Raw genomic sequence first — 21218 nt, 5'->3', positions numbered from 1 at the left:
CCTGGGTTATGCCTCGGGCTTGGTGACCGCGAACGCGAACACCGAGCCAAACTTAATCAAGCGGTAGTTGGTGAATCCCACCTTCTCCAGCTGCCCGGGCAGCTGCTTCAGGTCCGTGCGACGGATTCCGGTCAACCTGACCCCGATGCGGCTGCTGACGAGATCGTTGACCGCGAAGGTGCTGGCCACGTACACGCCACCGGGCTTCAGGAGCCGGAACACCGCCTCGTAGGCGCCGACCGGGTCGGCGTACAGGTGCAGCGAACCGGGGTTGTTCACGCCGTCGAAGACACCCTCCTTGAAGGGCAGTCGACGCACGTCCCCGCGGACCAGGTGAACGTTGCGACGGCCAACGGTCTCCTGCACCGCCTTGTGCAGCATCGCCTCGGAGATGTCCAGGCCGACCACGGTCGCCTCGGGCACCGCACCCGCGAGCTGGTCGGTGAAGTACCCCGCGCCGCAGGAAAGATCGAGCCACGTGCCGGTGTTCTCCTCGTCGAGCTTCAACCATTTCCGGTAGATCTCGAACTCTTCGGCGTAGTCCGGAATGTGATTGCCGAACCCGGCGAAGAGCCTCGAGAAGAACGGGCGCATGACGGCCTCGTAGAGCCGGACGAACGCGGTGCTCTCCATCAGCTTCTGCGCGGTGGTCGGCGCGGCCGGGTCGGGTTTGCCCGGCTCCCGGACCATGTCGACGAAGGCGGGGGTGACCGGGGCGCCTCGGCCGCAGGAGGAGCACTTCAGCTCGGTGGGCGCGGTCTGCGTGACGTCCGCCGAGCAGGACGGGCAGGCCAGTAGGTCGAGCACCTGGGTCAACATCGGTTGCCTCTCTTGGGTAGCTTTGTCACGTACTGCGGATCGGAGTGCGAGGTTCACAGCCCGATGTGCTCGCCGATCAGCTTGGCGAGCTGACCCACGTTCGGGCCGGTGAGCATGGAGAGGTGGTCGCCCGGCGTCTCGCACACCTCGACGGGGCCGGCGGTGAACCGTCCCCAGCCGCGCGCTTCGTCGTCCAGGATCCAGGCCAGCTCGTCCGGGGGGACGTTGTCCGGGTGCAGCTCGGCGGCCCGGAAGAACGTCAGGGTTCCCTCGTACGGTACGGCGGGGACGTACAGGCTGTGCTGGTCGGCGATGTAGGCGCGGACGAAGCCGCGCAGCCGGGTGTCGTCGTCGAACTCGGGCGGCAGCACGCTCTGTTCGCGCAGGGTGTCGCGGAACGCGGCGAGCTGGGCCGCCTCGTCGAGTTCCCGCAGCCGCTCGTGCGTGATGTCGAGCCGGCAGCCGAAGATCCGCTCGAAGACCCGGGCCAGGGCCACCAGCCAGTCGACGTGGCCCCAGTCCGCCGTCGCGTGGCGCCGCTCGGGCAGTGGCGCGGCGGTGTCCAGCATCCCGAGCAGCCGGACCTCGTGACCGGCCGCGCGCAGCCGGGTGGCCAGCTCCAGGGCGATGTGCCCGCCGAAGGAGTGCCCGACCAGGTGGTACGGGCCCTGGGGCGCGGCGGAGAGCACCAGGGGAAGGTAGTGATCGGCGAGTTCCTCGACCAGCGTCTGCGAGGTCGTGTCCTCGGTGAAGAGCGGCTGGAGGCCGTACAGCATGAGCTGTTCGGGGAGGTGGGCGGCGAGGTCGTTGAAGTACACGAGGTTGCCGCCCGCGCCCGGCAGGAGGAACAGCGGCACCTCACCACCGGGGCGCAGTCGCACCAGCGACTGCCGGTCGGTGTCGGCGGTACCGCTGTGGAGGGCCACGGCCATCTGGGCGACGGTGGGCCCCTGGAAGAGCACGGACAGCGGCAGCCGCCGCCCGAACTGCCGCTCCACCTCGGCCAGCAGCACCACGGCGAGCACGGAGTTGCCGCCCAGGTGGAAGAAGTTGTCGCGCACGCCGACCGAGCGCTCCCCGAGGATCTCCTGCCACAGCAGCGCCAGCCGCATCTCGGTGAGGCCCCGGGGGGCGAGCCGGCCGGCCCGGTCGGTGCCGGACGCGGTGGGCTCGGGCAGAGCACGGCGGTCGATCTTGCCGTTGGGGGTGTAGGGCAGCTCGTCGAGCAGCTGGAGGGAGGCCGGGATCATGTAGCCGGGCAGCCGCGTGTCCAGGTGGGCGCGGAGCGACGTCTCCGTCAGCCGGCTGCCGGGCCGGGGCACGGCGTAGCCGTCGATACGGCGCGCCACTCCGGTGCCGTGCGTGGTCGCCGCGGCCTGCGCGACATCCGGGTGGGAGAGCAGCGCCGCCTCGATCTCGCCGAGTTCGATGCGGAAGCCGCGCACCTTGACCTGGTGGTCGGTGCGGCCGATGAACTCCAGGGTGCCCTCCTGCCGCAGGCGCACCAGGTCACCGGTGCGGTACATGCGCGCGCCGGGCTCCGCGGCGAAGGGGTCGGGCAGGAAGCGCTCCTCGGTCAGCTCGGGGCGCCCGAGGTAGCCGCGGCTCACCCCGTCGCCGGCGATGTGGAGTTCGCCGGGCGCCCCCGGCGGCACCGGCGTGCCCTGCGCATCCAGGACGTACATGCGGGTGTTGGCGATGGGGCGGCCGATCAGCGCCTTCCCGTCGGGGTCCACGCGATGGGTGCTGGACCAGATCGTCGTCTCCGTCGGCCCGTACATGTTCTGGATACGGGCCGGGGTCAGCCGGGTCAGCCGCTCGGCGAGGGCGGCGGGCAGTTCCTCGCCGCCCAGCAGCAGCAGGCTCAGCCCGGCCAGCGCTTCGGGCCCGCCGGGCTCCGCCAGGATCATCGCCGCCTGGGAGGGGGTGCACTGGAGCCGGGTGACCTGGTGGCGCCGGATGAGCTCGGGGAGGGCGGGCTCGGCCTCGGCGGGGCGCGCGGCGTGCAGTTCGCGGGCCCGGGCCAGCAGCGGCAGGGAGTCGAGGACGGCGTCCTCGTCCATGCCGAAGTCGATGAGCGCGGCCACCTCGTCGACGCCGGTGTCGGCGATGGCGTCGAGCAGGGTGACGGCCTGGTCGACGGTGCCGAAGAGCGCGGCCGTGCCGTAGAAGCGGTCGAAGGCGTGGTCGAGCAGGGTGTTCAAGTCGTCGTCGGGCAGCGCGGAGAGGTCGTCGCCCAGCCCCATGGAACGGGCGAGGCCGGCGAGCAGCCCCAGGGACGAGGCCAGATAGTCGCGGAACGGCCCGCGCACCGCCTCGCGCACCGCCTCGGGGTCCTCGCCGAGGAAGGTGTGCACCATCAGCGTGACCCGTCCCGGTCCCTGGTGTCCCGCCTCCTGCCGGGCCCGGCGGTAGACGGCGACCTTCTCCGCGAGCTGGTCGAGGTCCTGCCCGAGGAGATGGGTGAGGACGTTGCAGCCCGACTCCCCCGCCGCGCGGAAGGTGTCGGGGCTGCCCGCGGCGGTGACCCACAGCGGCAGCTCGTCCTGCACCGGGCGCGGCAGGGTCCGCACGGCGGTGGTCCTGCCGTGGCCGTTGGGACGCTCGACGGGTCCGCCCGACCACAGGGTGCGCAGGGTGGCGATGCCGTCCAGCATGACCTGCTTGCGCTCCGCGTAGTTGCCGGGCGCGAGCACGAAGTCGTCGGCCTGCCAGCCCGAGGCGACGGAGATCCCGGCGCGGCCCCCCGAGAGGTTGTCCACGACCGACCACTCCTCCACGACCCGGACCGGGTCGTGGAGCGGCAGCACGACGCTGCCCGCGCGGATCGCTATGCGTTCGGTGGCGGTGGCCAGGGCCGCGCCGATGACGGACGGGTTGGGGAAGATGCCGCCGAAGGCGTGGAAGTGCCGCTCGGGGGTCCAGACGGCCTCGAAGCCGTGCCGGTCGGCGAATCGGGCGCCTTCGAGCAGCAGCCGGTAGGCCTCGCCGCTCGCGGTGCCCTCGGTGCCGGAGGCGCTGGCGAAGTAGAAGAGGCTGAGGTCGGCGGTCCTGCCCGGGGCGCGCCCGTCGGCCGGGCCGGGGTCGGCCTGGAGGACGACGGTGGAACCGTGCGTCAGCGTCCACACCAGCTCCAGGACCGAGATGTCGAAGGAGACGGTGGTGACGCCCAGCCAGGTCCCGGCGCTGTCGGCACCGAACTCCTCGGTCATGGCGGCGCAGAAGTTCACCACGTTGCGGTGCTCCACCATGACGCCCTTGGGCCTGCCGGTGGAGCCCGAGGTGTAGATGACGTACGCCAGGTCGCCGGGGCCCGCCTCGGGGGCCGCGGGGTCGTCGGGGCGGGGCGCGGCGTCGAGGGCGTCGAGTGTGTCCAGGCAGAGGGGCTCGACGTCCTCCGGGCAGTCGAGGGCGGGCAGCAGCGCCGAGTCGCTCAGCAGCAGCCGGACGCCCGCGTCGCGCAGGATGTACGCGGTGCGCTCGGGCGGTGCCGTGGGGTCCAGCGGCAGGTAGGCGGCGCCGGACTTGAGCACCGCCAGCAGCGCGGTCACCAGCGCGGGGGTGCGCGGCAGGCAGAGCGCGACCACCGTGTCGCGGCCCGCACCGCGGGCGCGCAGGATACGGGCGAGCCGGTCCGCCTCCGCGCCGAGGGCGGCGTAGGTGAGGCAGGTGTCGCCCTGGACCACCGCCGGCCGGTCGGGAGTGGCGGCGACCTGCCGCTCGACCAGCGTGTGGACGGTGACGGCGGGGAACTCGACGGCGGGGCCACGGCCCGCCTCGACGAGGGCGCCGCGCTCCTGCTCGGTCAGCAGCGGCAGGGCGGAGAGCCGGGTGGCGGGGGCGGACACCGCGTGGCGCAGCAGCGTCTGCCAGATGCCCAGGAACCGGCGGGCGGTGTCGGCGTCGTACAGGTCGGTGGCGTACTCCAGGGAGCCGCGCAGCCCGTCGGGCGCCTCCTCGACGAGGAGCGTCGTGTCGAACTTCGCGGTGCCGGTGTGCACTTCCTCCATACGGCACTCCAGGCCGGGGAGGCGCGGGGCCTCGGAGGTGGCGTTCTGGAGGATGAACATGTGCTGGAACAGTGGGCTGTGGCTGAGGGTGCGCGGCGGCTGGAGGACCTCCACCAGCTGCTCGAAGGGCAGCTCCTGGTGATCGAAGGCATCCAGCGCGGTGGTCCGTACCCGCGCCAGCAGCTCGTCGAACGCGGGGTCGCCGGCGGCGTCGACGCGCAGCACCAGGGTGTTGACGAAGAAGCCGATCAGCGGCTCCACCTCGGGGCGCAGCCGTCCGGCCACCGGAGTGCCGACCGCCAGGTCGGACGCGCCGCTCAGCCGCGACAGCACCGCCGACCAGGAGGCCAGCAGCACCATGAAGGGGGTGCAGCCGTGGGCGCGCGCCAGCTCCTGCACCGCGTCGCGGAGCGCCGCGTCCAGGTGGAAGGGGACGGCCGCGCCACGGTAGGACTGCGCGGCGGGGCGGGGCCGGTCGGCGGGCAGCTCCAGCAGTTCGGGCAGCCCGTCGAGGCGGCGCTTCCAGTGCCCGGCCTCGTCGCCCAGCGCCTGGGGGGTGAGGTGGGCGCGCTGCCAGGCGGCGTAGTCGGCGTACTGGACGGGGAGTTCGGGCAGTCCGCCCGTGACGTCACCGTGGCCGGTCGCGCCCTGCTCGCTGTCGAGGCAGGCGCGGTACAGGGCGAACAGTTCGCGGTAGAGGACGCCGAGCGACCAGGCGTCGGCGCTGATGTGGTGGACCGACAGCAGCAGATGGGCCCGCGCGGGGGTCTCGCGCAGCAGTACGGCCCGCAGCAGCGGGGCCGCGCCGAGGTCGAAGGGGCGCCGGGCCTCGGCGGCGGCGAGTTCCTCGACCGACTCGCCCTCGGCGAGGACGCGTTCGGGCAGCGCCACCTCGGGGACGTCGACCACCCGGGCCACCGGCTGCTCGTGGGCGACGGAGATGACGGTGCGCAGGGCCTCGTGGCGCCGGACCAGTTCGGTCAGGGCCCGGCGCAGCGCGCTGACGCGGGTGTCGTCGAGCTCACCGTCGAGGGTGACCCGGCCGGCGAGGACGTACGCCGCGGCACCGCTGTCCGGCAGCATCTCGGCCATCACCCACATGCGCTGCTGCCCGAAGGAGAGCGGCAGCGGACCGGCGTCCCGGTCCAGGGGCGTGACCGGTGGAAGCGTGCGCGGGCCGTCGCCGCGCGCCTCCCGCAGCAGGCCGATCAGGGCGTCGCGCCGGGCGGACAGCCGGGCGCGCAGGTCCTCGTCCAGAGCGCCGGGCGGGGCGCTGAACCGGATGCGTCCCTCCTCCTCCCAGACGCGGATGTCACGGGAGCGCAGCTCCGCGAGGAGTTCGACCGGTGATGTCACAGCTCTCCCTCTTCCCTCTCCGCCGTGGTACCGGGCGAGTCCGGGGTGCGCGCCGCGGATCCGGCCGCCGCCCACAGCAGGGTCTCCAGGCTCTCCGCGACCCCGGCCACGGTCGGCCGGGCGAACACCACCTGGGCGGTGAGGCCGACGCCGTGCTCCTCGCTGAGCCGCAGCGCGGCGCGGGTCACCGCGAGTGAATGGCCGCCCAGCCGGAAGAAGTCGTCGTCCCGTCCGACCGAGGCGACGCCCAGGACGTCGGCGAAGACGGCGGCGACGGACTTCTCCATCGGGGTCCTCGGCTCCGCCCCGCCGACGCCCTCCGCCACGGGCGCCGGCAGGCGCTTGCGCTCGACCTTGCCCGCGACGGTCAGCGGCAGCGCGTCGAGCGTGACGTACCGGGTGGGCACCATGTACTCGGGCAGCCGGTCCGCGCAGTGCCGCCGCAGGTCCTGCGGCGTCAGGTCCTGCCCGGCGGTCACCACCCAGGCGACCAGGGCCTGTTCGGCGCCCTGGCCCCGGGCCGCGACCACGGCCTCGCGGACGCCGGGGTGGCTCAGCAGGGCGGCCTCGATCTCGCCGGGCTCCACCCGGAAGCCGCGCACCTTGACCTGGTGGTCGATGCGGCCCAGGTATTCGATCGCGCCGTCACCGCGATAGCGCGCCAGGTCGCCGGTGCGGTACATCCGTTCCCCGGGCCGGTGCGGGTCCGGTACGAAGTGCGCGGCCGTCAGTTCGTCCTGTCCCAGGTAGCCGAGGGCCAGGCACGGCCCGGAGACGCACACCTCGGCGGCGACGCCCTGCGGTACCGGCTCGCCGTGCCGGTCGAGGAGGACGACGCGCACGTTGTCCACGGGCCGTCCCACCGGAGGCACGGGCTCCCACTGCTCGGGCGCGCCGGTCAGGGTGTGCGAGGTGATCACATGGGCCTCGGAGGGACCGTACTGGTTGTGCAGGACGGCTTCCGTGCGGGTGAAGAAGGTGCGCAGTTCCGACGTGATGTGGAGCTGTTCGCCGGCGGAGAAGACCTCCCGCAGCGCGGTCGGCCACTGCTCGCGCACGGCGGCCACCTCGGCGAGTTGCTGGAGCGCGACGTACGGCAGGAAGAGCCGGGTGATGCCTCGCTCCACCAGCCAGGGCAGCAACCGCAGGGCGTCCCGGCGGGTTTCGGCGTCGACCAGGACGACCGTGCCGCCGGCCGCCCACGTCCCGAAGGTCTCCATCATGCAGATGTCGAAGTGCAGGGGGCTGAACTGGAGCGTCCGGTCGTCGGCTGCGAAGGGGAAGGCCGCCGTCTGCCAGGCCAGCAGGTTGGCGAGGGCACCGTGCCGCATCACGATGCCCTTGGGGCGGCCGGTGGAGCCGGAGGTGTAGATGGTGTAGATCGGGTCGTCGCGCCCGGTGACGGTGGGGAGTTCGGCCCCGTCGCGGTCCGACCAGTCCAGCTCGTCGAGCCGCAGCAGGCGGGTGCCGTCGGGCGTGTCCAGCGGGGCGTCGCTCAGCAGCAGCGGGCAGTGGGCGTCGTCGAGGGTTCCGGCGGTGCGGTCGGCGGGGTGGTCCGGGTCCAGGGGGAGGAACGCCGCGCCCGTCTTCAGGATCGCCAGCATGGCGACGATCTGCCGGATGGAGCGGCGGGCGTACAGCCCGATCAGCGTGGACGGGCCGACGCCCTCCTCGGCCAGCAGCCGGGCGAGCCGGTTGCTCTCCGCCTCCAGCCTGGCGTACGTCCAGGACTCGGTGGCGTGCTCGATGGCGGTCGCGTCCGGGCTCCGCGCCGCCCGCTCGGAGAGGTACCGGTGCACGGGCCGGTCGAGGTCCACCTCGCGGTGCGCGCCGTTGCGGCCGTGCACCAGGTGCTCGCGCTGGTCGGCGGTGAGCAGGGCGAGCCGGGACACCCCGGTGCCGAGGTTCTCGACGGCGGACGCGGCGAGTTGCCGGAAGGCCGCGGCCAGCCGCTCGGCGGTGTCCCGGTCGAAGAGGTCCGTCGCGTATTCGAGCGAGCACGCGAGTCGGTCGCCCTGGTCCTCCACGAAGAGGGTGAGGTCGAACTTGGCGGTGCCGTTGTGCACGTCCTCGCGGCGGGCGGTGAGCTCCCCGGCCCGGATGTCGCCGAGCGGGGTCTCGTAGTACGTGAGCATGTTCTGGAAGACCGGGGCGTGGCTCGGCGACCGGTCGGGCCGCAGGGCGGCGACGATCCGCTGGAAGGGCACCTGCCGGTGCTCGAAGCCCTCCAGGAAGGTGCGCTGGACCCGCCGCAGCAGCTCGGTGACGTCGGGATCGCCGGACAGGTCGATGCGCAGCGGCAGCGTGCCGACGAAGAAGCCGACGAGGTTGGCCACCTCGGGGCGCTCCCGGTTGCTGACCGGAGTGCCGATCACCACGTCGTCGGTGCGCGCGTACCGGCCGAGCAGCACCGCCCACAGGGCGAGCACCGCGACATACGGGGTGACCTGCGCCCCGGCGGCGGTCTCGCGCAGCCGGGCCGTCGTCGCGGGGTCCAGGACGAAGGGCACGGTGCCGCCGCGGTACGACTGGCTGACGGGCCTGGGGCGGTCCGTGGGCAGCTCCAGGAGCGGCGGCGCGCCGTCGAGCCTCTCCTTCCAGTAGGCCAGTTGTTCGGCCTCGGTCACCGGGGAGAGCGCGGCGCGCTGCCACTCCGTCGCGTCCACGGCCTGGACGGAGAGCGGGGGAAGGGCGCTCGTGTCCGCCGCGTACAGCGTGAACAGTTCGTCGAAGAGGACGCCGAGGGAGGCCGCGTCGGCGGCGATGTGGTGCACGGCCAGGAAGAGGTACGCCCGCTGTGGCGCGGTGGTCGCGAGGACGGCGCGCAACAGGTTGCCGCCCGCCAGGTCGAAGGGCTCGCGGGCGACCTCCTCGGCGAGGCGGGCCAGGGTGGCGTCCCGCTCCTGGTCGGTGAGGCCGCTCAGGTCCTCGTGGACCAGCGGCAGCGGGGCCGGCGGACACAGGGTCTGCTCGGGCGCTCCGTCGGCGCCGGCCCGGAACGCCGTGCGCAGCGACTCGTGGCGCCGGACGAGGTGGCTGAGGCAGTCGGCGAGGCGCTCGACGCGCACCGGCCCCGTCAGGCGGACCTTGCCGCTGAGGACGTACGTGGGCTGGTGGCCCTCCATCTGGTCCAGCAGCCACAGCGATTCCTGCGCCGGTGACAGGGGGAAGGCCCGGCCGTCGCGCGGCAGCGGCCGGACCGGCTGTTCCGCGGCGGCCTCGGCCCGCAGATGGCTGAGCAGCCCCTCCTTGTGCGCCCGCAGCTCCTCCCGCAGCTCGGCGGTGAGGGCCCCCTTGGCCGCGGAGACCCGCAGCTGGTCGCCCTCGGCGCGTAACCGGACGCGTGCGCGACGCAGTTCCCCGAGCAGCTCCGCGAGCCGCTCGGGTCCTTCCGCGGTGTCCGCCGTCCTGACGAGGTCCCCGTTCACAGCGTGATCTCCTCTCGTTCCTCGTCGCCGTCCAGTGCTGCGAGCACCTCGGTGAGCAGGCCGAGCACGTGGTCCGTGAGCTGCTCCACGCTGGGCCCTTCCAGCAGCCGCACCATCGGCACCACGACACCCAGGTCGGCCTTGACGCGGACGCGCAGTTCGAGGGCCATCAGCGAGTCCAGGCCCATCTCCACGACGGGCACCTGCGGGTCGATGTCCCCGGCCCCGGTCTGGAGCACCGCGGCGAGCCGCTCGGTGAGGTAGTCGCCGACGATCACCCGCTGCTCCTGCGGTCCGGCCTGCGCGCAGCGCTCCAGCAGTCGCGGGGAGCCGCCGGTGCCGCCGAACTCGTCGAGGAAGGCGGCGAACTGGCCGGTGGCGCGGGCGGAGGGCACGGCGGTGAAGACCTCGGGCCAGTCGAGGCGGGCCACCGTGACCTGGGCGGGCCGGCGCGCCAGCACACGGCCGAAGACGTCGAGGGCCTCAGCCGGTGCCATGCTGCCCACGCCGAGGCGGGACAACTGGTCGAGGCCGCCCTCGCGCACGGCGAGGCCGATCCCGTTCCAGGGGCCGTAGCCGAGCGCGACGGCGTCCGTGTCCAGGCCACGCCGGTGGTGGGCGAGGGCGTCCAGGAAGGCGTTGGCGGCGGCGTAGTTGGCGGCGCCGACGCCGACCGGCCCGAAGACCGCGGGCAGCGCCGACACGAGCAGGAACAGCGCGGCGTCCCCGAACACCCGGTGCAGGTTCCACGCCCCCGCGACCTTGGGCTCGGCCACCTCGCGCAGCAGCTCGACGTCCAGTCCCGCGAGCATGGCGCCGCGGGCGATGCCCGCCAGGTGCGCCACCCCCACGACCGGGGGCAGGCCCTCGCGCTCCAGTTCCGCGCGGAGCGCCGCGACGTCGTCGGCCCGCGCCACGTCCGCCGCCGCGACGTGCACGCGGACACCCCGGCCGGTCAGTCCGTCCACGGCCTCGCGCTGAGCGTCGTCGCTCACGCCGCGCCTGCCGACCAGGACGAGGTGGCGCGCCCCGCGCTCGGCCAGCCACCCGGCCAGGGCCAGTCCGAGGTCCCCGAGGCCGCCGGTGAGCAGGTAGGTGCCGTCGGGGTCGATGTCCGGCGCGGCGGGGGCCGGGGCCGCCATCTCCTCGGCCCGGACCAGGCGGGCGGCGAGCACATTGCCGTCCCGCACGGCGAGTTGGTCGTCGACCGGGGTTCCTTCGTCGGGGCGCGCGCCGGTGAGGACGGCGCTCAGCAGCGTGGCGGTCGCCGCCTCGTCGGGCGCCGTCCGCGCGTCGAGGTCGATCAGGCCGCCCCACAGCTCGGGGTGTTCGGCGGCCAGGACCCGGCCCAGTCCCCAGACCGGGGCCTGGAGGACACCCGAGGCGGTCACGGCCGTTCCTCCCGCCGGCTGGGCGCCCCGGGTCAGCAGCCACAGGCGCCCGCAGCGCGTGGGGACATCGACGTCGAGGCAGGCGCGCACCAGGGCGAGCGCGGCCTCGGCACCGCTCTGCTGCGCGGCACGGACCTGGTCGGTGGTGGCGTCCGGGAGGTCGGGCGCGTCCAGCGGCCGGGCCAGCACCACGCCCTTGAGCGGTCCGTCCGCGAGGGCGCCGTAGAGGGCCTGGCGGATGCGGGCGGCGTCGCAGGCGGCGTCGGCCGGTACGACGTCGACGTGGTCGCCCGCTTCCCGCAGGGCCCTGGCGAGCGCCTCGCCGGTGCCCGCCCCGTCGGCGAGGACCAGCCAGCGCCCGGACTCGGTGTCCGTCGCGGGCGCGGCGGACACGGCGGTCCAGTCGGTGCGGTAGCACAGGTCGCGGCCGGGGTCCCCGCCGCCGTCCTCGGGGTCCACCAGGCGCATCCGCAGCCCCTGCGCGTGCGCGACGGTCCCCTCGGCGTCGAAGAGCCGTACGTCGGCGAGGAGTTCGTCGCCCGTCTCGGCGGCCGGGGTGCGCACCACATGGGAGTAGACCTCGCCCACCGGCTGCCGGTACGGCTCCAGCGTGCCGACGCCGACGGGGAGCGTGAGCGCCCCGCTGCCGCTGAGGGCGCCGGGTGCGAGCGCCCCGAGCAGCAGAAAGGCGTTGTCGAGGAGGGCCGGGTGGAAGACATAGCCCTCCTCGGCCCACCGGGCGGGCAGAGTCAGCCGGCCCAGGACCTCGCCGTCGCCGACCCACATCTCTTCCAGGCATCGCATCCGGGGGCCGTAGGCGGCACCCGCCCGCTCGACGTGGTCGAAGAACTCCCGCACCTCGACGGTGTGACCGCACCGGGCCTTGACCGCCTCCGGGTCGTCCTCCCAGGCGGGCGGCGCGGGGGAGGCGGCCGGAGTGCGCGCCACCGCGCTCGCGGGCGCCGGCAGCGTCCGGTCCACCGCGGCCTCCCGGACCTGCGGGTCCTGCTCCGCGAGCCGGCGGAGCCGGTCGAGGTGGGGCAGCCCGTCGAGCACCTGTGCCGTGGTGGGGCCGAAGTCCAGCAGGCAGGCGACCTCGTCCACGAACGGGGCCAGCCGGCGCACCAGCGGCAGGCAGGACTCGGGCGAGCCGATCAGCGAGCGGGAGGAGGCGAACCGGTCGTACAGGAAGCCGGCGAACTGGGTCAGCTCCGCCTCCGGCAGGGCCTCGATGTCCGTCGCGGAATCCCGGCCACGGCTGCTCGCGAGCCCCTTGAGCAGGCCCATGTTCCCCTTCAGATAGGCGCAGTAGGGGTCTCGGGCCAGTGCGGTCGCGGTCTCGGCGTCGGCGCCCACGAAGCTGTGCAGCATCACGGTGACCCGGCCCGAGGCGGGGTCGAAACCCGCGTCGGCCCGGGCCTTGCGGTAGACCTCGACGTTCTCGGCGAGCGCGTCCACGCCCTGGTCGAGCAGGTGGGTGAGGAGATTCGCCCCGGTCCGCCCGGCCCGGGCGAAGCTCGCGGGCGAGCTGGCCGCCGTCAGCCACAGCGGCAGCTCCCGCTGGACGGGGCGCGGGTAGGTGCGCAGGCTGACGGGTTCGCCGGTGCCGCTGGTCGCGCTGACCGCCTCGCCCCGCCACAGCGCGCGCAGCTGCTCCATGCCCTCCTCGAGGTGGCGGGCGCGCTCGGCGTACCGCTCGGGGAAGTAGGCGAAGTCGTTCGGGTTCCAGCCGGAGGCGAGGGAGATCCCGGCCCGTCCGCCGGACAGGTTGTCCACGACGGCCCACTCCTCGGCCACCCGCAGCGGGCTGTGCAGGGGCAGCACCACGCTGCCCGCGCGCAACCCGATCCGGCTGGTCTCGCGCGCCAGGGCGGCGTGCAGCAGGGCCGGGTTCGGATAGAGCGAGCCGAGCGGGGTGAAGTGCCGCTCGGGGACCCAGACGTTCTCGAAGCCGTGCGCGTCGCCGAACCTGGCACTCTCCAGCAGCATGTCGTACCGGGCGTCTTCGGCCAGCGCGTTCTCGTCACTGGCGAAGAACATCAGGCTGAATTTCATGACGCGCTCTCCCCGTTCTCCGCGCTCTCCCCGTTCTCCGCGCTCTTCGCGTTGTCCGCGTTCTCCGCGTTGTCCGCGCTCTTCGCGCTCTCCCCGTTCGCCGCGCTCTCCCCGTGCTGCCCGTGCTGCCCGTTCCCCGCGTGCCGGACGGGCACCAGGCGGGCCGAGGCGTGCTGGGTCCACTTGGTGGCGGTGTCGCCCTCGGCCTTGCTGTGCACGGTGAAGGCCAGTGCTCCGTCGGAGCCGTCCCGCAGCCCGACCTGGACGATGCGCGCGCCGTCCGGCGGGATGCTCAGCACGCTGTGGTAAGCGACGTCCCGGAGCCGGTACGGCACGCCCGGCGCGAGCTCGCGGGCGGCGGCGAGCGCCATGTCGATGTAGCTGGTGCCCGGTGCGACGACCCGGCCCTGGATGACGTGGTCGTCGAGGACCGCGACCTGGTCGCGGGCGAGCGACCGCTGCCACACATGCCGGCCGGGATCGGCCGCCACACCCTCCATGCGCCGCCCCAGCAGAGGGTGACGGCCGGACTCCCCGGCGGGGGCGGCGCCGTCGGCGGGCGCTGCCTCCAGGGTGTCGGGCAGCCAGAACCTGCGGCGCTGGAAGGGGTAGCCGGGCAGCGCGGTCGGCCGCCCCGAGTGCACCCGCGCCCAGTCCACGGCCACGCCTGCCGCCCAGGCGGCGCCCAGCGCGTCCAGCAGCGCGCGCTGTTCGGGCTTCCCGGAGCGCAACGAGGCCAGCCACACCGAACCCGGCTGTCCCTGCCCCTTCGCCGGCTCACGCCGCGTCGCGCGCCGGGCCAGCGGAGCCAGCACCGCGTCCGGCCCGACCTCGATGCCCGCCGCGCACCCCTCGTGGCTCAGGGTGGCGATCGTGTCCGCGTACCGGACGGTGCCGCGCAGCTGCTCCACCCAGTAGTCCGGGGTCGCCATGCGGCGTCCGATCAGCTGGCCGGTCAGCGAGGAGACCACCGGGTGCTGGGGAGCGCGCATCCGCACCCCTTCCGCCGCGGCACGGAACTCCTCCAGAACGGGGTCCATGAGCGGCGAGTGGAAGGCGTGCGACGTACGGAGCTGCTGCGCGACGACGCCCGTCTGCGCCAGCTCGTCCACGACCTTGGCGACCGCGGGGGCGGCGCCGGAGAGCACGACCTCGCCCGGTCCGTTCACGGCGGCCAGCGCCACCTCGTCGGCGTACGGGGCGAGGGCCGCGAGCGCGCGCTCCTCGCTCACCCGCACGGCGTACATCACGCCGCCCGGCGGGAGGCCCTGCATCAGCCGGGCGCGGGTGCCGAGCAGGGTCAGCGCGTCCTCCACCGCGAACACCCCGGCGAGGGTGGCCGCGACGAACTCGCCGACGCTGTGCCCGGCCAGGTAGTCCGGCTCGACACCGAGCGAGCGCCAGAGCCGGGCCAGGGCGTACTCCGTCGCGAAGATCGCGGGCTGGGCGTACTCGGTGCGCGCCAGTGCCTCCTCGTCCCGCACGACGTGGTGCAGGTCGAAGCCGAAGCGGTCCTTCAGCAGCGCCGCGCACCGGTCGAACGCCTCCCGGAACACCGGCCAGTCACGGTGCAGTTCGGTGCCCATGCCCACCCGGTGGGAGCCCTGGCCGGTGAAGAGGAAGGCCAGGACGGGGGCCTTGCGCGGGGCGCGGCCACGGGCGGCCTCGGCCGCGGGCCGGCCCTCGGCGGCGAAGCGCTCCAGGACGGCACGGGCCTCCTCGGCGGAGTCCGCGGTGACGGCGAGCCGCTCCGGCAGAGCGGTCCTGCCCTGGGAGGAGGTCCAGGCGATGTCAGCCAGCTCCCCGGGGCCGCTGCCGGTCCGGGCGAGCCGGTCGGCATAGCGGGCCGCCAGGTCACGCAAGGCCTCGGGGGTCCGCGCGGAGAGCAGCAGCGCCTCGGGCCCCCGCGCCTCCTCGGCAGCGGGGACGGCGGCCGGTGCCGGCGCCGCCGAGAGCACCACATGCGCGTTGGTCCCGCCGAAGCCGAAGGCGCTCACCCCGGCGGTACGCCGGTCCTCGGGCCAGGGCAGCGGGGCGGTGGGAATCTCCAGCGGCGAACCGGCCGCGTCGATGTGGGGGTTGAGCCGGGTGAGGTGGAGGTGCGGCGGCACGGTGCCGTGCTGAAGGGCCAGGACGACCTTGATGAAACCGGCGATACCGGCCGCGGACTCCAGGTGGCCGATGTTGGTCTTCACCGATCCGAGGTAGCAGGGCCCGGCGGCGTCGCCCTCGGCGCCCGGCTCCGTCGAGAGCGCCTCGGTCAGGGCCTCGTACTCGATGGGGTCGCCGAGTGCGGTGCCCGTGCCGTGGGCCTCGATGTAGCCCAGCTCACGCGGAGCGATGCCGGCGGCGCTCCAGGCAGTGCGCAGGACCTCCGTCTGGGCGCGGCCGTGCGGGGCGGTCAGGCCGTTGGAGCGACCGTCCTGGTTGACGGCCGAGCCCCGTACGACGGCGAGTACGCGGTCGCCGTCGGCCAGCGCCAGCGACAGCGGTTTGAGGATGACGGCCCCGCAGCCCTCGGAGCGCACGTAGCCGTCGGCGCGCTCGTCGAACGCCTTGCAGCGGCCGTCGGACGCCATCATCTGGGCGCGGGAGAAGACGGCGGTGAGGTCGGGGGCGAGGAGCAGATTGACCCCGGCGGCCACCGCCAGCGAGGACTCCCCGCGGCGCAGGGCCTCGCACGCCTGGTGCACGGCGACGAGCGAGGAGGAACACGCGGTGTCCAGGGCGAGGCTCGGACCGCGCAGGTCGAGGAGGTACGACAGCCGGTTCGCGGCGACGCTGAGGGCGTTGCCCGTGCCGTAGTACGCGCCCAGGGCGCTCTTCGCTCCGGCGGTGAGCCGGCTGTAGTCGTTGTTGCTGATGCCGACGAAGACGCCGGTGTCGCTGCCCGCGAGGTCGGCCGGGACGATCGCCGCGTTCTCCAGGGCCTCCCAGACGACCTCCAGGAGGAGCCGCTGCTGGGGGTCGATGGCCACCGCCTCGGCGGGCGAGATGCCGAAGAACTCGGGCTCGAATCCCGCGACGTCCCCGAGGAAGCCGCCCCAGCGGGTGCTGGCGGTGCCGTCCCGCTCGAGCTCCGGGTCGTAGAGGCTCTCCGCGTCCCATCGGTCGGCGGGCACCGGGGTGATGGCGTCGCCGCCGCCGTGCAGCAGCGTCCAGAACTCGTCGGTGTTCCCGGCGCCGGGGAAGCGGCAGGCCATGCCGACGACGGCGATCGGCTCGGCGGCGTCCGGCGCGGCGGGGGTGCCGGTCCGCGGGGCGGTCCGCGCGTCCGCCTCGTGCCCGGCGCTCCGTGCGGCGAGGTGGCGGGCGGCGGCCTCCGCCGTCGGGTGCTGGTAGAGGAGGGCGGCGGGCACGCGGCGGCCCAGCTTCCGCTGGAGCGCGCCGGAGATCGCCACGGCGGAGGCCGAGTCGACCCCGTAGGTGTGGAAGTTGGCGGTCGGGTCCAGCTCGTCCACCGCCAAGCCGGTGTGCTCGGCGACGGCGTCGAGGATCCGGCGCACCAACGCGTCCTGGTCGCCGTCGGCACCCGGCCCGTCGCCCTCGGTGCCGGGGCGCGGCGCCGTCCCCGGTGCGGTCCAGGCGGCCAGCGCGTCCAGGGTTCCCTCGAGATAGCCCTTGCGGGCGGCACGGCGGGCGAGCTTGCCGCTGGAGGTCTTGGGGATGGCGCGGGTGCGCAGCAGGACCAGCGCGTGCAGCGGCACGTCGTGCTCCGCGACGACGGCCGCGGCCACGGCGGGGCCGATCCGCTCGGCGTCCGCGTCGTCGCCCCGCACCTCCTGGACGACGACGACGCGCTCCTCGCCGCTCGCGGATTCCACGGAGAAGGCGGCGGTGCAGCCGGGCCGGAAGGATCGGTCGACCGTCTCGACGGTGCGCTCGATGTCCTGGGGATAGAGGTTGCGCCCCCGGACGATGATCATGTCCTTGATGCGGCCGGTGATGACGAGTTCCCCGTCCGGCGTCAGGAATCCCTTGTCACCGGTGGCGACCCAGGTCGACTCCTCCTCGCCGGCGAGGCGGTTGCCGAAGGTGGCGGCGGTCTCCTCCGTCCGGCCCCAGTACCCCTGTCCCGCGCTGGGGCCGCTGATCCAGATCTCGCCGACCTGGTGGGCGTCGAGGGCACGCCGGGTGGCGGGGTCGACGATCGCGGTCCGCTGTCCGTGCCGGGCGTGTCCGGCGCCGACGAGCGCGCGGGAGCCCGGGGTGCCCGGCGCGACCTCCACCACCCGGTCGTGCTCCAGCTCCGCCCCGTCCACGTGGACGATGACGGCGCCGCTGTCCGGGAGGCCGCTGGAGACGTACACGGAGTTCTCGGCGAGTCCGTACGCCGGGTGCCAGGACTCGGGACGGAAGCCGTGCTCGGCGTACATCGCCTCGAAGCGGGCGAGGGTGTCGGCGCGTACCGGCTCGGCCGCGTTGAGGGCCAGCCGCCAGTGGCTCAGGTCCAGCCCGGCGCGGTCCTCGGGGCGGGTGCGGCGGACGCACAACTCGAAGGCGAAGTTCGGCGCGGCGCTGAAGGTGCCCCGGTGGTCACTGAGGGCGCGCAGCCAGCGGACCGGCTCCTGCAGGAAGGCCTCGGGCGGCATGTAGACCAGCTCGCTGCCCCAGTAGAGGGCCTGGAGCAGATGGCCGATGAGCCCCATGTCGTGGAAGAGCGGCAGCCAGGAGACATAGACGGGGTTCTCGCTGTGTCCCATGGCGCGGGCCATGAGCTCCAGGTTGTGCATGAGGTTGGCGTGACTGAGCATCACCCCCTTCGGGTTGCCCGTCGAACCGGAGGTGTACTGGAGGAAGGCCAGGTCGTCCGGGGTGATGTCCGGGTGTCGCCAGTCGTCGGCGGCCTCGAGCGGCACACGGTCGGTCGGCGCCCAGCGCGCGTCGGGGTCGTACTTGTCCGCCAGCGTGTCGCAGAGCCGGCCGGGTGCCGCGATGATCGAGGCCCCGCAGTCCTGGGCGACGGCGTTGAGCCGTGCCGCGTGTTTGTCGGAGCGCGGCGGATAGGCGGGAACGGCCGTCATCCCCGCGTAGAGGCAGCCGTAGAACGCGGCGGCGAATTCCGGGCCCGACGGGTACAGCATCAACACGCGGTCGCCCGGCTCGCCCAGGGTCAGCAATTGCGACGCGATGGCCCGCGCCCGCCGGTCGAGATCCGCGTAGCTCAGTCGCTCCGAGACCTTCACACCGTCGGCGAGAAAGGTGAATGCGGCGCGTCGGCCGTTTTCTTCGCCCCGCTGCCGGAGCAGTTCCACGAGATCCCGGGCCTGGACGCCCGGCGGCGTTGTTCGACGAATACCGCTCACGTCTACCTCTCTGATGGCGGGCTCCGCGCGGTGCGTTTCAGGAGCAGTGCGTGCTGGAACGGAGGGCGAGCAGGTGGGGCGTGCCCCACCTGCCCGAGACAGGCCCCTGGGGTCAGGCCGAGGCGTCCCGCGGCTCCGTCGGCGGGTAGAACAGGTCGACGGCGGGCGCGGCACGCTTGAGCGCGCCGACCATCTCGTCGGCCGAGGCCAGCGGGATGAGCTTGCCCTCGGTGAAGGCACCGGTGGAGTAGCCGGTCAGCACGGCGGCGTGCGCGGCCTCCGCGTCCGGGAAGTCGACGACCACGGCGAAGTGGTATTCGACATCGCGGGTGAACCAGTAGTTGACGACCTTGCCGCCGAGCGAGCCGTAGAACTTAAAAGCGTGCTCGTCCCTGGCGATAATCGCCTGCGGGTCCTTGAGCACGCCTTCCACCACGTCCTGCGAATAGCGCGCGAGAATCATGTACTGCACGGAAAAGCCCCTCCCGGAGTGGGTCGGACAGAGTGGCGAAGCAACCGGAATCACTCGTCTCGGGGCCGGACTTGGGCGCTCGACAGTCAGTGGAACCCCCGTTGCCACGGCCCGGCATTTTGAAACGCCATGCTGCCGAGGCGCGGTTCGAGGGGACAAGCGCCGTGTCAGCAAGACGACATCGGCTGTCGCGACGCGGTCAGGACGTACGCCGGCGCTCCGCGCAGCCCCTCACACCCAGCCCCGCGCGGCGGCCAGCATCCCCGCCTCGAACCGGCTGCGTGCCCCCAGGCGCTCCAGCAGGCTGGCGACGATGCGCCGCACGGTGCGGTCCGAGAGGTCCAACTCCCGTGCGATGACCCGGTCGGTCGCACCCTGGGTGAGCATCAGGAGCACCTTGCGGTCCGTCGCGCCCAGGGACTCGTCACCCGCGTCGGCGACGGCGTCGGCCCGCCCCCACAGCATGCGCGCCAGCGCGCGGAACGCCTCCAGCACGCGCCCGTCCCGGATCCAGGCGTAGTCGCACCCCTCCTCGAACGCCGTGGTCACCAGCGCTCCCGCGTCGGTCAACAGCATGGCCCCCGGCGGCAGTCCGGCGCTCGTCCCCACCTGGAACCCGCACGCCCGGTGCCAGTCCACGAAGTCGGCGATCTCCGGAGTGAGCAGTACCGTGCGGGGCAGCACGGTGCGCACCTCCCCCGCCCGCTCCCGCAAGTGGAGGCCACTGCGGTGCACCGCCGCCGGCAGCGGCTCCTCCACCGAGGTGTAGTTCCAGTAGCAGAAGACCTCGCCCGTACTCTCCCCGACGACCTCCCGGGCCGCGGCCTGGAGTTCCTCAGCGGTACGCAGGCGCGGAGCGGACAGCGGGCTCAGCATGACTTCCGGTCCTCCTCGAGGGACGTCGCGTCCGGCGGGCACACGACAGGCGAATCGGGTGCGGGGCACGCCGGGCCGGGCGGCTCCTGGGCCGCGGGCGGGCGGGCGGCACCGTCGCCGGCTCCCTGCGCCCCGGGCGGCCCGTCCTCCATCGGCAGCGCGCTGACCAGGCACACCACTGCCTCCAGGCCCCCCTGCGACAAGGACCTCAGCCGGAGCCGCCCCCCGGAGGACTCGATGAGCTTGGTGGCGATGGAGAGCCCGATGCCGCTGCCGCCGGAGGCGTCCCGGCTCCAGCCGCGCTTCAGCGCCAGCTTCCGTTCCACGTCGGACAGTCCTGGACCCTGGTCCCGCACCGCGATGTGCAGGCCGCCGTCCACCCGCTCGACGCGGACCTCCACCACGCTGTCCTCGGGCGCGTATTTCAAGGCGTTGGCCAGCAGCACGTTGAGGGTCTGCTCCACCGCGCCGATCCTGGTCATGGCCCAGGCCCGACTCGGCATGCTCAGCTTCAGCCGGACGCTGCGCGCCTCCGCGACCGGTGCCCACCCCCACACGCAGTTCTCGGCGACACCGCACACGTTCTCGATCTGGACGCCCGGCACGTCGGGCACCGACCGGGCGTGCTCCAGGAGATCCGTCAGCGTGCGGTCCAGCCGGTCCACATCGGCCAGCGCGCGGCTGATGCGCGCCCCTTCCGCGTCCGCGACATGGGGGCGCAGGTTCTCCACCCGCAGGCGCAGCGCGATCATCGGGTTGCGAAGCTGGTGGGCCACGTCCGCCAGGAAGTGTCTCTGCTCCTCGATGGCGGACTGGATCACGGACCCCAACTGGTTGATGTCCCGGGCCAGGGCGCGCACGGCGGGCAGATCGGCGGCATCGGTGTCGGCCCGGACATGGAACGCACCCTCGGACAGCGACCGTGTGGTGTCCCGCAGCCGCTCCAGGGAGGACTCCGCCCGGCGGCGCAGCACCACCACCGGCAGCAGACACAGCGCGGTGCCGACCGGCACCACCGCCGCCAGCGCGAACCAGGCCATCAGGATGTCACCACGCAACCCGGCGGCGGACTTCTCCACCAGGAGCGTTCCGGAGGTTCCGGCCGGCCCCAGAGCGCTCGCCACGGCGATCCGCTCATGGCCGCCGGGCGGCATCCCGCGCGGCAGCGCCAGGGTGCGGGTGCCGCCCTGCGGGGAGAGGCGCTTCGCCTCCGCCACCAGGCCGGCAGGAGATCGCGGCGACGTCACCACCGTGCCGTCCGCCCTCCGCACGACGGCACCGACACCATGCACGCGGTCCAGTTCGGCCAGCAGACGCGCCTCGTCGGCCTCCCCCGGGGACTCCCGCGCCAGGGCCCGGTCCAGCCGGGGAGCCACCTCCCGGGCCGTCCGGTGCAGGTCCCGCACCGCGCCGTCCGCCATGTTCTCGCCGAGCAGTGAACCGAGCGGTACCAGGACGCTGATGAGGACGCAACCGACCACCAGGGCCTGGACCGCTCCGTACAT

Annotated in this window: 8 protein-coding genes; all 8 read right to left on the bottom strand. The window is 73.8% G+C overall.

Features of this window, described 5'->3' with window-relative positions:
* Positions 1-6: 6 nt before the first annotated feature.
* Positions 7-876, bottom strand: coding sequence for a class I SAM-dependent methyltransferase (locus C1703_RS21005; RefSeq protein WP_157993142.1), 870 nt, complete (start codon positions 874-876; stop codon positions 7-9).
* A complete protein-coding gene (locus C1703_RS21000; RefSeq protein ID WP_198678234.1) occupies positions 873-6185 on the bottom strand; it encodes a MupA/Atu3671 family FMN-dependent luciferase-like monooxygenase in 5313 nt (1770 codons plus the stop codon). The genes C1703_RS21005 and C1703_RS21000 overlap by 4 nt, the downstream gene beginning before the upstream one ends.
* Positions 6182-9613, bottom strand: coding sequence for a non-ribosomal peptide synthetase (locus tag C1703_RS20995; protein ID WP_114254335.1), 3432 nt, complete (start codon positions 9611-9613; stop codon positions 6182-6184). Before C1703_RS20995 ends, C1703_RS21000 begins: the two co-directional genes overlap by 4 nt.
* Positions 9610-13059 (bottom strand): MupA/Atu3671 family FMN-dependent luciferase-like monooxygenase, encoded by a 3450-nt coding sequence (locus tag C1703_RS20990; protein ID WP_114254334.1) that lies wholly within the window; start codon positions 13057-13059, stop codon positions 9610-9612. Before C1703_RS20990 ends, C1703_RS20995 begins: the two co-directional genes overlap by 4 nt.
* A complete protein-coding gene (locus C1703_RS20985; protein WP_198678233.1) occupies positions 13056-18365 on the bottom strand; it encodes a type I polyketide synthase in 5310 nt (1769 codons plus the stop codon). The genes C1703_RS20990 and C1703_RS20985 overlap by 4 nt, the downstream gene beginning before the upstream one ends.
* 112 nt (positions 18366-18477) lie before the next feature.
* On the bottom strand, positions 18478-18828 hold the full coding sequence (locus C1703_RS20980) for a GYD domain-containing protein (RefSeq protein WP_232840768.1): 351 nt from the start codon (positions 18826-18828) through the stop codon (positions 18478-18480).
* Positions 18829-19068: 240 nt separating this feature from the next.
* Positions 19069-19713 carry a helix-turn-helix transcriptional regulator gene (locus C1703_RS20975; protein WP_114254331.1) on the bottom strand — a complete coding sequence of 215 codons (645 nt, stop codon included), beginning with the start codon at positions 19711-19713 and terminating at the stop codon, positions 19069-19071.
* On the bottom strand, positions 19707-21218 hold the full coding sequence (locus C1703_RS20970) for a HAMP domain-containing sensor histidine kinase (RefSeq protein ID WP_114254330.1): 1512 nt from the start codon (positions 21216-21218) through the stop codon (positions 19707-19709). Before C1703_RS20970 ends, C1703_RS20975 begins: the two co-directional genes overlap by 7 nt.

It is taken from the genome of Streptomyces sp. Go-475 (assembly GCF_003330845.1).
Lineage (GTDB): Bacteria > Actinomycetota > Actinomycetes > Streptomycetales > Streptomycetaceae > Streptomyces.
Note: the sequence above shows the minus strand (reverse complement) of the source record. Positions and strands in the feature narration are given on the sequence as shown.

Excerpts from the sequence above, each read along its gene's own strand:
- C1703_RS20975 (WP_114254331.1), bottom strand. The coding sequence starts at position 19,713 with ATGCTGAGCCCGCTGTCCGCTCCGCGCCTGCGTACCGCTGAGGAACTC.
- C1703_RS20980 (WP_232840768.1), bottom strand. The coding sequence starts at position 18,828 with ATGATTCTCGCGCGCTATTCGCAGGACGTGGTGGAAGGCGTGCTCAAG.
- C1703_RS20970 (WP_114254330.1), bottom strand. The coding sequence starts at position 21,218 with ATGTACGGAGCGGTCCAGGCCCTGGTGGTCGGTTGCGTCCTCATCAGC.
- C1703_RS20990 (WP_114254334.1), bottom strand. The coding sequence starts at position 13,059 with ATGAAATTCAGCCTGATGTTCTTCGCCAGTGACGAGAACGCGCTGGCC.